A 14440-nucleotide genomic window follows, 5' to 3' on the forward strand; every position below is an offset into this window, starting at 1 on the left:
AGTATCATAGTAGTAAGGGGCAACGCCCTACTTGTCAATTCTATCTTTGCTATACTGATAAGGCGAATATCAGATTGTAGGGATACTTAGTTTATTATAAAGAGCGTCAAGGGAAAAACATGGATAAATTCCGCCTCTTTGTTTTCTTATTAGCCTTACCTTTTCTTTTTATCTCTCTTGCGAATGCTGATGATAGTGAGCAACGAGTCTGTACCTGGGCTGAGCAAATACTTATGAAAACCTTGTCAGCCAGTTATGCGGACACTGCCGAGGATATTGCGTCAGTTCAGCAATATTACATGCCTTCAGCCTGGTGGCCGATGAAGGAGTTTTTTTCCGATAAACGGGATTTAATCAATAACCAAAGACTGATTTTGCATCCGCAATTGCAAACAGCTGCTACAGTGATATCGCAGGGGTATTGCGGTGGTGTACTATGCTGGCGAGTCAATCTTGCTTTTTATATCCCTGAGTTACATCAGGATATTAAATTTTCTTTATTGATTTTGCCTACATCTAAAGGTAATGCGCCATTTATTGTTCAAAGTTTGGACATGATTCTGAGTTATTATTAACTGGCTTTATTGGGAAGGTTGACTAAGGGGGCGTTAGCATCTTCGCGATCGAGGGTTAGGATTTCTTCTAAATAGCGCCGTAAGACAATAGCTTCCGTTGTATACCCTAGGAGCTGTTCTTTGTTATCAAGGACAACCAATTCATTCGTAAAATTTTCTTTATTGGATTCAATATGTTGCGCTAGAGAGTCAGTGGCGTGGACACAACTTGGCTTTTCAATCAGTTTATCGAGGGGTAGTTGGGGATTTGTTGCCGCAGAGGCAAGTAAATGTTGGGCACGAATAAAACCAATAAAACGATTATGCTCTACAACCGCGAGGATTTGATTGTTTGTCTCGAGGAGAGGCAACAATTCACTCATTGAATGGTTAGGGGTTACCCGTAGTGGATTAATAAGCGCTAGATCAGCGAATTTTAAACTTCGCAAGCGGCCGATATCACGTGGGCTGGATAAATCATTCCCACGCACATGGAAGCGCCAGGTTGAGAATGAGTAACCAAACCAGTAACGAGTCAGATAATTGGCAATGACAACGGTAATGGCAGTAGTCACTACTCCAACTTGGAGACCAGCTGTTTCCAGCGTTAGCAGGACAATAGCGATAGGAGTACCAATAATCGAAGTGGCCACCCCTGCCATACCGGCAATAACGGTTAGATCAAGGGGGGCCTGAGAACCCAGGAAAGGAACAATAAGAAGACCATGAATTAGACAGCCTAGTGCCGCTCCCATAAATAGAGAGGTAGAAAATAGACCACCACGAAATCCTGAACCAACACAGGCGACTGAAGCAGCTATTTTTGCCAGTAAAAGAGCCAAGGTTGGGCCAATCAAATCGTAGCCATCAAGAATTTGTCCAATACTATGATGACCAGGACCCATCACTTGGGGGATAAGTAGAGAAATGGATGCTAAGATGAGGCCGCCAATGACAGGTTTTAAGGCTGCGGGGATCCCAACCAATTGAAGTAAATTTTCGAACGCAGTAGTTCCCCGCATGACCGCGATACCCACAATAGCAGCAGAAACACCCACCACTAAAGCCAGCGGAAAATGCCAGAGTGCTGGGATACCTAAATGAGAGGCAAGGAAAATAGGCCGGTAGCCAATCAGCGTATAAATGGCATGGCTACTCATCGCACTGGCCAAGAGGGTTGGTAACAAGGCGCGCATGCCATAACCACCAATAACCAACTCTAGAGCGTAGAAAGCGCCTGCCAGGGGGGCGCCAAAAATAGCAGCAATGCCAGCCCCTGTCCCGCAGGAAACGAGTATTCTTAAATCACTGCGTGGGAGTTTCAAGCGTTGGCCAATAGCACTCAATGTACCTGCACCCAGTTGAGTCATCGCTGCCTCAAAACCCACTGAGCCGCCAATCGTAATGGAGACGGCTGATAATCCAACAAGAGTTAAGCTGTCCATGAAGGACATTTTCCCTCCTTCAAGGGCATTAGCTTCTACTGGATCAACAATAGAAAGGCGATTAAAGCGACCTGCAAGAACGAGAAGTAAGCCAAGCAACAAACTACCGGGCAAAATGATGGCCATGAGTCGCCATGGCGCGATGCTTACTGCGTTAAGATTGACATCCGTACCAAACAAAATTGTTTGTATAAAGCCGACGCAAAAGCGGATGCCCGCTACGGTCGTACCAATTGCAGCACCACCCAAGGTAGCAAGTAAAATTATTTTGACATTGGGCACTTCTCGCCCAAGGGCAACTTTGTCAGTTGTAGTCAGTGTTGGTGTTGAAAAAGAAGTCATGGTCGATCAATGGGTGGCTGACAAAAAATATTGTTGAATAATCTGATAGAGAAAATCAATATAAACAAAGAGTAATTTCAAAATTTTCTATCCTTGGCATGGAGCTCTGTTCGTTGAAATTGAAGTGTGCTTATGGAAAAGTACCTCGCCTGATACTTACTCTTCAACCTTAAGAAGCCGTTTGGGTCATTATGATTTTTTTCCCTGTTAAAAATCTTGTTGACAGCATATCTTTTAATCTGATAAGGTAAAAAAATGAACAGGGGTATTTATATGATGTCAAAACACCAACAAAATGCACAAAGGATACAGAAAAGCTCGCTCTCTGTAATGAGTGCTTTTGTACCTGCTCATCGCATTTTAAATCTTCACTCTAACCTTCTACTTAGCCTTAGTCGCCTTTCTTAGCGGCCATGCTTTGTTTTGCAACGCTAAGTTAGGCTCTTCAGTACAGCAAAACACAAAACGTCCTTAAAGAACTCAAGGTTAAAGAGAAGAAGGTTATGACAATTCAACAAACCACTCGTTACTATAAAATTAATGATTTTATGCCTGCCTGCAAAGCTGGCTTACCTACCTCTATTTTATTCTCCGCAGTGTTTCTTCTTAGTCTACTCCTTTGCCTTGATTTGGGGCGACTTAGGTAATGGCCTATCCAAGATTGGCCTAATACCAAGGGCGCCCATAGAGGCGCCTTTTTTTTTATCTTAAGAGGTATAAATAATGGAACAGAAAAAGACTGAGAAAATTATAATTTTTGATACAAGCTTGCGAGATGGTGAACAAGCACCTGGTGCGACCATGACCTTAGCTGAAAAAATCACTATTGCTGAATCATTGGATAATATGGGAGTTGATGTCATCGAAGCGGGGTTTGCTATCGCTTCGCCAGGGGATTTCAATTGCATTGAAACTATTTGTAAACAGGTTAAAAATGCGTCTGTTTGCAGTTTGGCTCGTGCAAAAAAAACGGATATAGAGGCTGCACATGCAGCTCTGAGGACGGCCTTTAACCCTAGAATTCATACCTTTATTTCGACGAGTGCGATTCACATGCAGCATCAGTTAAAGATGACACAAGAAGAGGTGCTGCAAGCAATTTATGAGTCTGTCTATTATGCCAGAAGGCTGTGTGCCAATGTCGAGTGGTCTGCGATGGATGCTACCCGCAGTGAGATTGATTTTCTAGCGCGCGCTGTGGAGACGGCAATTAGTGCTGGAGCCACCACGATTAATATTCCTGATACAGTAGGATATACCATTCCGAGTGAATATGCGGCACTGATCCGAACAATAAGGGAAAAGGTTCCGACTAGCGACAAAGCGATTATTTCGGTTCATTGTCATAACGATCTTGGTTTGGCAGTTGCTAATTCATTGGCAGCAATTTCAGCAGGTGCCAGGCAAATAGAATGTACTGTAAATGGTATCGGTGAACGTGCTGGTAATGCGGCCTTGGAAGAGATTGTGATGGCTATCAAAACTCGTCGCGATCAATTCAATTACATGACCCAAGTTGATCCCAAGCATATTGCTGCAGTATCAAAATTGGTTTCTGCTGCAACGGGTTTTCCAATACAAAAAAATAAAGCAATTGTCGGAGCCAATGCTTTCGCTCATGAGTCTGGAATCCATCAGGATGGGATGTTGAAAGCCCGTGAAACCTATGAAATTATCAGCCCTGAATCAGTTGGTTTTGGCGAATCAGAACTGGTATTAGGCAAACACTCAGGTCGTGCAGCCTTACGGGATAAATTAAAGGCTTTGGGTATTGAATTAGACGAGACTCATTTTTCTCGTGTATTTAACTGCTTTAAGCGTTTGGGTGATGCCAAGAAACAGATCTGTGATGAAGATATTATTGCTTTAGTTAGTGACAAAGAATCCCAGATCATCGCTTTAAATGAAGCTAAACTGCAAGTTATTTGGTTGAACGGAGAGTTTGTGCCTTGGGATGAGGCTAAAACCCATGTTTTAACGCATGGTCTTCACTATGCAAGTTCTGTCTTCGAAGGGGAGCGGGCTTATGAAGGCAACGTGTTTAAATTAACTGAACATAACAAGCGTCTGCATGAGTCAGCTAATATTTTAGGATTCAAAATTCCTTATTCGGTCAGCGAATTGAATACGGTTACCCGTGAATTACTCAAAAGAAATCAATTAAAGAATGCTTACATAAGGCCAGTTGCCTGGTGTGGAACTGAAACTTTAAGTGTTGCCTCACAAACTTGTTCAGTGCAAGTGGCTATTGCTGCCTGGGAGTGGCGTTCTTATTTTGCAGCAGACGATTTATTTAACAAAGGATTAAAGCTGATGTGGGCGGATTGGGTAAGGCCATCACCCTCAATGGCACCAGTCAAAGCAAAGGCTGCTGGATTATATATGATTGGTTCTTTGAGTAAAAACAAGGCTGAGCGCGCAGGTTTTCATGATGCATTGATGTTGGATTATCGTGGCTATGTTGCTGAATGCACTGGGGCTAATTTTTTCATGGTGAAAGATGGGGTTATTTACACGCCGATCGCTGATTGTTTTTTGAATGGTATTACTCGTCAAACCATCATAAAACTGGCTCGAAAACATCATATTCCCGTTATTGAACGTCATATTTATCCGCATGAAATTGCGCAGGCGGATGAAATCTTTATTACAGGTAGTGCTGTTGAAGTAGCGCCTGTGGGGCAAATCGGTAATCACCGCTTTGCCATAGGAAATATTAGTAAAACGATCGCGGCAGCATATAGCCAATTAGTGAGAGGGGATGAGTATGAAAACATTGTACGACAAGATTCTGGCGCAGCATAAGGTCTGTGATATGACAGATGGTACCTCGCTTGTTTATATCGATAAGCATTTAATTCATGAGGTAACAAGTCCACAAGCTTTTGAGGGGATAGAGCTGGCTGGCAGGAAAATTCGTCGTCCTGATAGTATTTTAGCGGTCAGTGATCATAATGTACCTACAAGTAATCGACGTTTAGGTATTGCCGATCCAGAGTCACGAATACAAGTAGCTACCTTGCAAGCGAATTGTTTCAAACACCGTATTCCTTACATTGAACTTTTGGATAAAAGGCAGGGAATTGTTCATATTGTTGGTCCAGAACAGGGATTTACTTTGCCAGGTACAACCCTTGTTTGTGGTGATAGCCATACGGCAACCCATGGTGCTTTTGGTGCCTTGGCGTTTGGTATTGGTACCAGTGAAGTAGAGCATGTTTTTGCTACCCAAACACTTCGACTGAAAAAGGCAAAGAATTTTTGTATTGCCATAGAGGGTAATTTGCCCGCTGGGGTTACTGCAAAAGATCTCATTTTAACGATCATTGCTAAAATTGGTACAGCAGGTGCGACAGGATATGTGATTGAGTACACAGGAAACGTCATTAAATCACTATCCATGGAAGCCAGAATGACACTATGCAATATGTCTATTGAGGCAGGTGCACGGGCGGGTTTAATTGCACCCGATGAAGTCACTTTTGCGTATTTGCAAGGAAAACCTTATGCACCGAAGGGAGAACTGTGGGATAAAGCGGTCAGCTATTGGAAGTCCCTCTATTCCGATCCAGGTGCTCATTACGATAGGCAAATCAAGATACAGGCCGATGAACTTGTTCCCTATGTTACCTGGGGAACAAGTCCTGAAAATGCTTTGCCCATTGATGCTTTAGTACCTGATCCGGCAGCTGAAAATGATCCGGTTCGTCAACAGAGCATGTTACGGTCTTTGCAATATATGGGTTTGCAACCAGGTATGCGGTTGCAAGATATTCCCATCGATAAAGTATTTATTGGTTCTTGTACGAATGGCCGCATTGAAGATTTACGTGAAGCAGCCAAAATCCTGGAAGGACGTCAAATAGCCTCTCGTATTTCGGCAATGGTGGTTCCCGGTTCTGGGTTGGTCAAGGCTCAAGCAGAAGCGGAAGGGTTGGATAAAATTTTTATTGCCAGTGGTTTTGACTGGCGAGAACCGGGTTGTTCAATGTGTCTGGCGATGAATGCAGATAAATTAAATCCGGGCGAGCGCTGTGCTTCGACGTCAAATCGCAATTTTGAAGGGCGGCAGGGGCGCGGAGGGCGTAGCCATTTGATGAGTCCGGCAATGGCTGCAGCTGCAGCCATTACAGGCTATTTAACGGATGTCCGAACACTGAATAATGAGAGGTAAACATGCGGGCTTTTAAAAAAATTACTAGCATTGCGGTTCATCTGCCAATTCCTAATATTGATACCGATATGATCATCCCTAAGCAATATCTTAAAACGATAAAAAGAACCGGATTGGGTAAATGTCTCTTTGCGGAATTACGGTATGATGAAGCGAATCAATTAAAGGCTGATTTTGTTTTAAATAAACCGGCGTATCGAAATGCCGGTATTTTATTGACAGAAGAAAATTTTGGTTGCGGTTCAAGTCGTGAGCATGCTGTGTGGTCGCTGCTAGATTTTGGGATTCAAGTGATTATCGCACCCAGTTTTGCTGATATTTTTTATGATAATTGTTTTAAAAATGGCTTATTGCCAATTCAATTATCGTCGGAAGCGATTCATTCTTTGGCAAATAAAAAGGATGAATTGATGACTGTTGATTTGGAAAGCCAATGGATACAAGTTGGTTCGCTACAAATCTTATTTTCTATCGACGCCTATCGACGCGATCAAATTTTACAAGGTCTCGATGACATTGGTCGAACCTTGGTCTACGAGCAACAAATTACCGCTTTCGAACAAAACCAGAGAAGAGGACAACCTTGGTTATACGCTGGAGAAAGAAATGACTAAAACGATTTTGATTTTACCTGGTGATGGAATTGGACCTGAAGTAACAGCCGAGGCAAGCAAAATTTTCGCTTGGTTTAATCAACATACGGGACATCGCTTTGAGTTAATGCATGATTTAATTGGTGGGGCGGCCATTGAGCGAAGCGGCATCCCTCTGCAAGAAAATACAATTGCTTTGGCAAAGCAGGTCGATTCCGTCTTGTTAGGGGCTGTAGGAGGGCCACAATGGGATGCTGTAGAGGAAGCGAGCAGGCCTGAAAAAGGCTTACTGAAAATTCGCCAAGAATTAGGCTTGTTTGCCAATCTGCGTCCGGCAACTTGTTTCACCGCATTGGCCGATGCTTCCCCGCTAAAGCCTGGGTTAATAACTGATTTGGATTTAATGATTGTGCGCGAATTAACTGGCGATGTTTATTTCGGACAACCGCGCGGTATTACTAGAAAGGGAGAAGAACAGGTTGCTGTCAACACGATGTGTTATTCCACGACAGAAATTGCCCGCATTGCCAGAGTCGCCTTTGATTTGGCAAGGCAGCGCGATAAAAAAGTTTGTTCGGTGGATAAAGCAAATGTTTTGGAAACCTCTGCTTTGTGGCGCACAACGGTTCAGTCGATTCGTGACCAGGAATATCCAGATGTTCTTTTGTCGCATATGTATGTTGATAATGCTGCCATGCAATTGATCCGTAATCCTAATCAATTTGATGTCCTGTTAACTGCTAATTTGTTTGGCGATATTTTATCGGATGAAGCATCTATGTTAACGGGTTCTCTCGGGATGTTGCCATCAGCTTCATTGGGGAATAAGCATTCTCTTTATGAACCTATTCACGGGAGTGCGCCCGATATCGCGGGTCGCAATATTGCCAATCCCTTAGGAACGATGCTGAGTGTTGCCATGATGTTTCACTATTCCTTCCAGTTAAAAAAAGAGGCTGAAATGATTCGAATGGCAATAACAGAAGTACTGGATGAAGGATACCGTACCCATGATATGATGACGCCGGGCGGCAGACTACTATCCACGGGAGAGATGGGTGATAAAGTAATCGCAAAATTGAGAAAAAATGCTCCGGGTTAAAACAATTACCCCACCCTGTTCCGCGTGGGGTAATTTTACTAATGCTGGTCAAAATAATCAGAGGGTACACCATAAATCGAGCAGGCGAGTGTTTTTTGTGATTTTTTTTCCCACTCAGGGTTATCAAGTACCGCGAGCGCATTTTTGTACCCTTTTTCCATACGAAAGTTAATAGCGGAACGTATAAAGTTATAGTCTTTGAAAGAATGAGCATAAGGGGTACCGCTATAAATAATGTGCACGACACTGAACCGTTTCTCATGGCCAAGTGCCAGTATCTTTTGTACTTCAGGATCTTTTTTGGCCTCAGGGGTTAATTTGTCACTTAGAAACTGGATAGCTGCTTGTAAATTTTGGCGACTGGTATAAACATTGGTGAGGCGGCGTGAATGGCTGGCATAGCGAATATCTTTTTGCCGCTCTTCAAGTTGATCCATATTTTGTGGCAACGGTCCCTTTAAAGAGAAACAGTCCACAACAAAGCACAGCGTATCTTGTTCTGGTAGGGCATCAAGTACAGTTACTAAGGGGGTATTGGCATAAATACCTCCGTCCCAATAATAGTCTTCGCCGATTTTAACGGCTGGAAAACCAGGAGGTAAGGCTCCACTTGCCATAACGTGTTCAGGGGTTATGGTCATCATTTCATTATTGAAAAATATCATTTCACCGGAAGTAACGTTGACTGCTCCAAGACATAGAGTCACCTTTTTGTCATTGATGCGATTAAAATCAATAAGATTTTCTAAGGTATTGCGGAGTTCGCTTGTATCATAAAAACTCAATTTATCGGGGGTATCCTGGATAAAGGCCATGGGTGGAATAAGTCGTGGCTTAAAAAAGCCATCCAGACCAAAAAACAAAGAACGCAAGGCACCAAAACGATTATGTAGATGATGGGTTATCTCAAAGGTATCAAAATCCATGAATTGTTCGCCCCAATGTTTCGGGGTAATCAAGTCCCAAAATTCTAGTAGTTTTTCGATTTGTTTTTCCCGTGGATTACCGGCAATAATGGCGCTGTTGATTGCTCCAATAGATACACCGGCCAGAAAATTAGGCGCATAGCCACGTTCATGAATGGCACGGAAGGCTCCCACTTGATAAGCCCCTAAGGCGCCGCCTCCTTGAAATACGCAGGCAATGCGCTCATAAGTCTGCTTTGCCATCATAGTTGTTTTTTCTGGCTTGTTGATTAAGCCAAGTGCGCGTTTGTGAGGTTTCCGAGACGTCTTAGTTTGGGCTTCTTTTGCCGCCATGAGTATACTCCAAAAATCCCTGTATGAAAGAAGTATATACCTGCTAATAATAATTTTGTAATTGCAAGTTGAAAAACTGGCTAAAAAAGGACAATCTGATAAGTTATCATAGCTTGCATAAGCGATTGCAAGGGTAAGCCTCGAATAGTGCTGTCACTACCTTGCACATTCTTAAAGAGCCATTTTCCTCTTCCTTCGTAATGATAGGCACCACAACTTTGATAGGGTTGTTCTAATCTTAAATAAGATTCAATAGTTTTATTGTTGAGTTCCCGCATAGTCAGGGTTGCGGTTTCATAACCTTGCCAAACAATCTCACCTGCCTTAACAAGGCAACAGGCAGAAATTTGTCGATGAGCTTTCCCACTCAGTAAACGAAGGTGCGTGATTGCCGTAGAATGATTTATTGGTTTATCAAGACATTGTTCACCGATTAAGCAGAGTTGATCGGCACCAATAACAAAATAGTCCGGATAACGCTGGCTAATTTCCATTGCTTTACTACGGGCAAGCAGAGCTGCCAACTCAAGCTTGGAGCCTGTAAAGGCTCTTTTGAGGCTCTCTTCATCACAGTTGGCGGGAATGACCTCAAATTGCAAGCCTAGTGCTCTTAGTAGTTGTATCCGACTTTGCGAGGCAGATGCTAATATAATGGGTTGCTGATGGATAAAATCAGACATAAATAGCAACCGAAGCCATCAATAAAAAGCCAATAATGACAAAGCTGAAATCACGCAGATTACAGCAGCGCTCAACCATGACGCAACGCTCCAGGCCATGCAGGGTACCGAGGTAGAGAAAGGTTCCTGCTGAGGCAGCAATGAGGATTGGATCAAAGAGGGAATTTGTTTCTACCCCATGGCCAAAATACCAGCCAAAGAAAATACCGAGAGGAGTCATAAGACTAAAGCTGATGAAAAATGCGAGACTTTGTGCTCTGCTTAATGAGCTTTTAGTCAATTGAACCGCGATTGCAAAACTCTCAGCCCATTTATGAGTGATGATTGCCAGAAACAGCATGATGATCATGGAGTTGCTTTCATTCAACCCCAAGGCTGCACCAAGCATGATAGAGTGAACGGAAAGCATGCCCCAAGCCATGATAGCGAAGGCCGGATGGCTTGCATCATGATGGTGATACAATTCTTTGCCTAAATGCTCAAACCATAAAAAAATCAGGAACACTGCACCCGTGATAATGTAAGCAAAGGGATAATGGTAACCCATCTCATGAAACAAACTGCTTGATTCAGGGAGCATATGTAAGAGGCCTGCACCAAGGAAAACGCCTGTTGCCAGAGTTTCACCAATTGGAAAATCAACGTGATGTTCTTCATCTTTACCTTGTTTTCGCTTTTTAAAGGGGTACCAGCCTGCAAGTAAGATGACTATAAAAATAGCTAAAGCAAAGATTATTTTTAAAGTGGCCACAGCCATAATGTTTTATCCTCTATGAAAGCTGAACGACGTTAATAGGTTTTTGAGCAAGGAAGTGAATAATATTTTCACAAACTATATTTAGCAAGCGTTTTCTTGCAGCCACACTGGCCCAAGCAATATGAGGCGTGATAATACAGTTTTTTATACCGAGTAAAGGATTGTCCGTTGCAGGCGGTTCCTGACTCAGGACATCCAGGTAGGCCGCTGCAATACCTTTTTGTTTTAAGGATTCAGCCAAAGCCGCTTCGTCGATTAATCCTCCACGTCCTGTGTTAATCAGGATACTGTTTTTCTTCATTAGCGGAAGGGTATTGCGATTGATAATGTGTTGAGTCGCTTCTGTTAGAGGGCAGTGTAGGCTTAAGACATCGCTTTGTTCCAGGAGTGTGGTAAAGGAAACTGAGGTTACCAGATTGTCGCTAAAAGGTTTTGGTTTATGAGCAATGACCTTCATTCCCAGGACCTGCGCGATAGCAGCTACTTTTTGTGCCACTTTACCGTAACCCAGCAAACCTAAAGTCATGCCCGCCAATTCCGTAATTGGATTAAGCCAATAGGCAAAAAAAGGTTGTTTTTGCCAATCTCCCTGTTGGATGGAGTGATTGTGGGCTTCAACCTGATTGGTATGTGTTAATAGTAAGGCAATCACATGTTGGGCAACACTATTGGTGCTGTAATCAGGAATATTAGTGACGACAATACCTCGTTTTGTTGCGGCTGCGATATCAATATTGTCTACTCCAGTCGCTGTTTCACCAATATAACGAAGCTTAGGTAATTGTGAAAAGTGGGAATCATTTAATTTAATCTTATTAGTAATAATAATGTCCGCATCTCTTGCACGTTCGAGTACTTGTTCAGCTGTAGTTTGATCATAAAGACTCACTTCACCGAGTTCATATAAATTATCTAAACCTAATCCATCATTAATCAGGGGTTTAGTATCAAGGAAGACAATATTAGGCTTTTTCATGAGTGATAACTCCCTGTTGACTCAATACACGTACTTGTTTGATTTCTTGATAAGCTTGCAGATCAGAACTAATACGTCCTTTGAGTGATTCTAATCGAGTACTGTTATTCTTACAGATCAAGTCGATGGTCATTTTGCCATCGAGATAATGGATCGTCCAATCTTGCAATTCAGGATACTCTAGCTGCCAGGCCCGCAAGAGTTTTTTTTGTAGTACTTTACGGCTTGGCAGATTAAAGGAAGGACAAGTGATTTCATCATCTTCAGGATCAACATGAACGATAACATCTTTGACCCGCATAAATTGTTTAATCAGGGTTCGATGGACGTGTTGAGCAATATAATGACCTTCCGATACTGAAATATGTGGAGTGACCAAAATATGAACGTCAATCAAGATATCCCCACCCATGAAACGGCTGCGTAACTGATGAATTTTTTCTACCCCATCAACAGCTTGAATAATTTGCTCTATTTGAGTTAGCAGTTTGGGATCGACGGCAGTATCGACTAATTCCTTGACACTGTTCCAACCATAACTCCAGCCCATTTTAACGATCATGCATCCAACAATAATTGCCGCGATGGCGTCAAGATAGATAAAGCCAGCCAGAGAACCTATTAAACCCAGGGCAACCACGATGGAAGAGGCAGCATCAGAACGGTGATGCCAAGCATTAGCAAGGACCAGAGCTGATTGAATAGAGGTTCCTACATACCGAGTATAATGAAATAAAATTTCATTGGCGACAATAGATAACAAGGCAATGGGAAGTGCAATCCAACCTGGTTTATCATGATTACCATGGATGATTTCATCTAAAGAATCCCAGGCAATACCGATCCCTGCCAAGATAAGCAGCAAGGCCAGAATAAGGGTAGCTGCCGTTTCTATCCGCTGATGGCCATAGGGGTGCGAATCGTCGGCATCTTGACTGCCATATTTGGAAGCAAAGATCACCATAAAATCGGTGATGAGATCAGCAAAAGAATGCACACCATCAGCGGCCAAGGCATGTGAGTGATAGAGAAAACCACCAATTAGTTTAATAACGCCCAATACAGCGTTAGTAAGTGCACCAATAAGCGTGACTTTTTTCGCCTGCCAGTAACGATCCTGTTGTATCATTCGCTATCCTTCACTAGTTGTAAAGTAATATGGATTTCATCATCCTTGTGTATGCAGTCGATAAGTTGGTGGCCATTAATACGACACCAGCTTGGCAGATCGTGTTGGGCGCCGGGATCGGTTGCAATGATTGTTAATGTATCACCATGGTTCAGTTTTTTCGCCATGTTTTGTGTTTTTATGACTGGCATAGGGCATAACAAGCGACGAGCATCTAGTTCGAAATGGGGCATAACGATCTCACAAATACCATTCTTGGGGAATTTCTTCCGCGCGCATCGGTTTAGCCTGTAATATCTGAGTTTGGCCATCCAGATGGTGTAAATCTACTTCAATCTGCGGCTCATCACGTCCGGAGCAAAAGCGGCCAGCAATGCGGGCACAAGTAAACAAGTCATCCGCTGTGGGTTGTCCCTCAATTAAAATCATCGGACCACGATGTGCACGTATTTGCATATGGATGAATTCTTTGCGATAGCCGGTTAAAAAATTGCTTTCGGCTTCGTCGCGGGCAATGATCATTTTATAATGAGGTTGGGGACGGATATGCCTGCCTGCTTTTAAAAGAATAATATCTTCCATATCATAATCACGACTGTCACGGTGTTCCCACATATCTCGTAAGCGTCGAGTGTAATTTTCATCAGTTAATACACAACAACCGCCAGCAGGCTGGGCGAATTCTTCAATGGCCATTGTTGCTGCCAACCCTAACTGTGGTTTTCGATTACGGCCTTGAAAATCATACAGTTTTTCACGATTAATCCAACCCTCACGTTCTGGCAACGTTGGTGGCAATAACTTCGCACATAAAGGGCGTAATAAACGATCTTCTGCCCTGGATTCTTCTGCAATAAGGGGCATAGTGGCTTTTCGTTGCGATTTTGGACGTTGACCGACGACTTCACCAGTAATAATGAAGTCAAAATGATTCTCTATCATCCATTCATGTGCTTGTTGCACCATGAAAATTTTGCAATCCAGGCAAGGATTAATATTTTTGCCATAACCGTGTTTGGGATTCAATAAAACATCTTTGTAAGGCTCAACGATATCAATAATGTGTAATTTAATGCCGAGTTGCTCTGCAACCCACAGAGCATCATTGCGAAGGGGTTTTGTATTGTTTTTACGATTACGGATTGCCGACGTGTGGCCGGAATGGCAAAAACCCGTATAAAAATTGATTCCCTCAACATGAATGCCTTGTTCTTGAACAATTTTAACGGCTAACATGGAATCTAAACCACCAGAAATCAAGGCGACTGCTTTACGTTGTGACGACATGGGGTGACCTGACAATAAAATGACCAGTATTTTAACCTTTCCCTGCTAAGGGTCAAGCTCAAGTATTTCAGGGCTTACGCAAACTCCGATCTATTCGTTAAAATTTCATTTTAATTCATATAGTTAGTTTTTATTAAGGCCG

Annotated in this window: 13 protein-coding genes; 5 read left to right on the plus strand and 8 right to left on the minus strand. The window is 42.8% G+C overall.

What is annotated here, in order from left to right; all coding sequences use genetic code 11:
- Positions 1-119: 119 nt before the first annotated feature.
- Positions 120-575 (plus strand): DotI/IcmL/TraM family protein, encoded by a 456-nt coding sequence (locus DYC89_RS03790; protein WP_115220570.1) that lies wholly within the window; start codon positions 120-122, stop codon positions 573-575.
- On the opposite strand, the gene DYC89_RS03795 is transcribed toward DYC89_RS03790, so the two are convergent.
- Entirely contained in the window at positions 572-2341 is a 1770-nt protein-coding gene (locus DYC89_RS03795; RefSeq protein WP_115220571.1) for a chloride channel protein, read from the minus strand. The two genes, DYC89_RS03790 and DYC89_RS03795, sit on opposite strands and share 4 nt — an antisense overlap.
- A gap of 723 nt (positions 2342-3064) precedes the next feature.
- On the opposite strand from DYC89_RS03795, the gene DYC89_RS03800 reads away from it, so the two are divergent.
- From DYC89_RS03800 to leuB, 4 genes are read left to right on the plus strand one after another with little or no spacing between them, the layout of a single operon-like run.
- Complete coding sequence (locus DYC89_RS03800) at positions 3065-5146, plus strand: 2-isopropylmalate synthase (protein WP_115220572.1); 2082 nt, start codon at positions 3065-3067, stop codon at positions 5144-5146.
- Entirely contained in the window at positions 5109-6515 is a 1407-nt protein-coding gene (leuC, locus tag DYC89_RS03805; protein ID WP_115220573.1) for a 3-isopropylmalate dehydratase large subunit, read from the plus strand. Before DYC89_RS03800 ends, leuC begins: the two co-directional genes overlap by 38 nt.
- Positions 6516-6517: 2 nt before the next feature.
- Entirely contained in the window at positions 6518-7129 is a 612-nt protein-coding gene (leuD, locus tag DYC89_RS03810) for a 3-isopropylmalate dehydratase small subunit (RefSeq protein WP_058446696.1), read from the plus strand.
- On the plus strand, positions 7122-8210 hold the full coding sequence (gene leuB / locus DYC89_RS03815) for a 3-isopropylmalate dehydrogenase (RefSeq protein WP_115220574.1): 1089 nt from the start codon (positions 7122-7124) through the stop codon (positions 8208-8210). Before leuD ends, leuB begins: the two co-directional genes overlap by 8 nt.
- A 38-nt stretch (positions 8211-8248) precedes the next feature.
- Here the strand turns inward: leuB and DYC89_RS03820 are convergent, their stop codons facing one another.
- From DYC89_RS03820 to DYC89_RS03850, 7 genes are all read right to left on the minus strand, one after another.
- The gene (locus tag DYC89_RS03820; RefSeq protein ID WP_115220575.1) at positions 8249-9469 is read right to left on the minus strand and encodes a DUF3734 domain-containing protein; all 1221 of its coding nucleotides are present in this window, start codon (positions 9467-9469) and stop codon (positions 8249-8251) included.
- 80 nt (positions 9470-9549) lie between these two features.
- Positions 9550-10149 (minus strand): Maf family protein, encoded by a 600-nt coding sequence (locus DYC89_RS03825; protein ID WP_115220576.1) that lies wholly within the window; start codon positions 10147-10149, stop codon positions 9550-9552.
- Positions 10142-10906: a ZIP family metal transporter gene (locus DYC89_RS03830; RefSeq protein ID WP_255673117.1), complete on the minus strand. Its 765-nt coding sequence runs from the start codon at positions 10904-10906 to the stop codon at positions 10142-10144. Before DYC89_RS03830 ends, DYC89_RS03825 begins: the two co-directional genes overlap by 8 nt.
- Positions 10907-10919: 13 nt before the next feature.
- A complete protein-coding gene (locus tag DYC89_RS03835; protein ID WP_115220577.1) occupies positions 10920-11882 on the minus strand; it encodes a D-2-hydroxyacid dehydrogenase in 963 nt (320 codons plus the stop codon).
- Positions 11869-13011, minus strand: a complete 1143-nt coding sequence (locus DYC89_RS03840) for a cation diffusion facilitator family transporter (RefSeq protein WP_115220578.1) — start codon at positions 13009-13011, stop codon at positions 11869-11871. The genes DYC89_RS03835 and DYC89_RS03840 overlap by 14 nt, the downstream gene beginning before the upstream one ends.
- Entirely contained in the window at positions 13008-13244 is a 237-nt protein-coding gene (locus DYC89_RS03845) for a sulfurtransferase TusA family protein (RefSeq protein ID WP_115220579.1), read from the minus strand. The genes DYC89_RS03840 and DYC89_RS03845 overlap by 4 nt, the downstream gene beginning before the upstream one ends.
- A gap of 7 nt (positions 13245-13251) precedes the next feature.
- Positions 13252-14298: a tRNA (5-methylaminomethyl-2-thiouridylate)-methyltransferase gene (locus DYC89_RS03850; protein ID WP_115220580.1), complete on the minus strand. Its 1047-nt coding sequence runs from the start codon at positions 14296-14298 to the stop codon at positions 13252-13254.
- Between the last annotated feature and the right edge of the window lie 142 nt (positions 14299-14440).

The organism is Legionella donaldsonii (genome assembly GCF_900452385.1).
Taxonomy (GTDB): domain Bacteria; phylum Pseudomonadota; class Gammaproteobacteria; order Legionellales; family Legionellaceae; genus Tatlockia; species Tatlockia donaldsonii.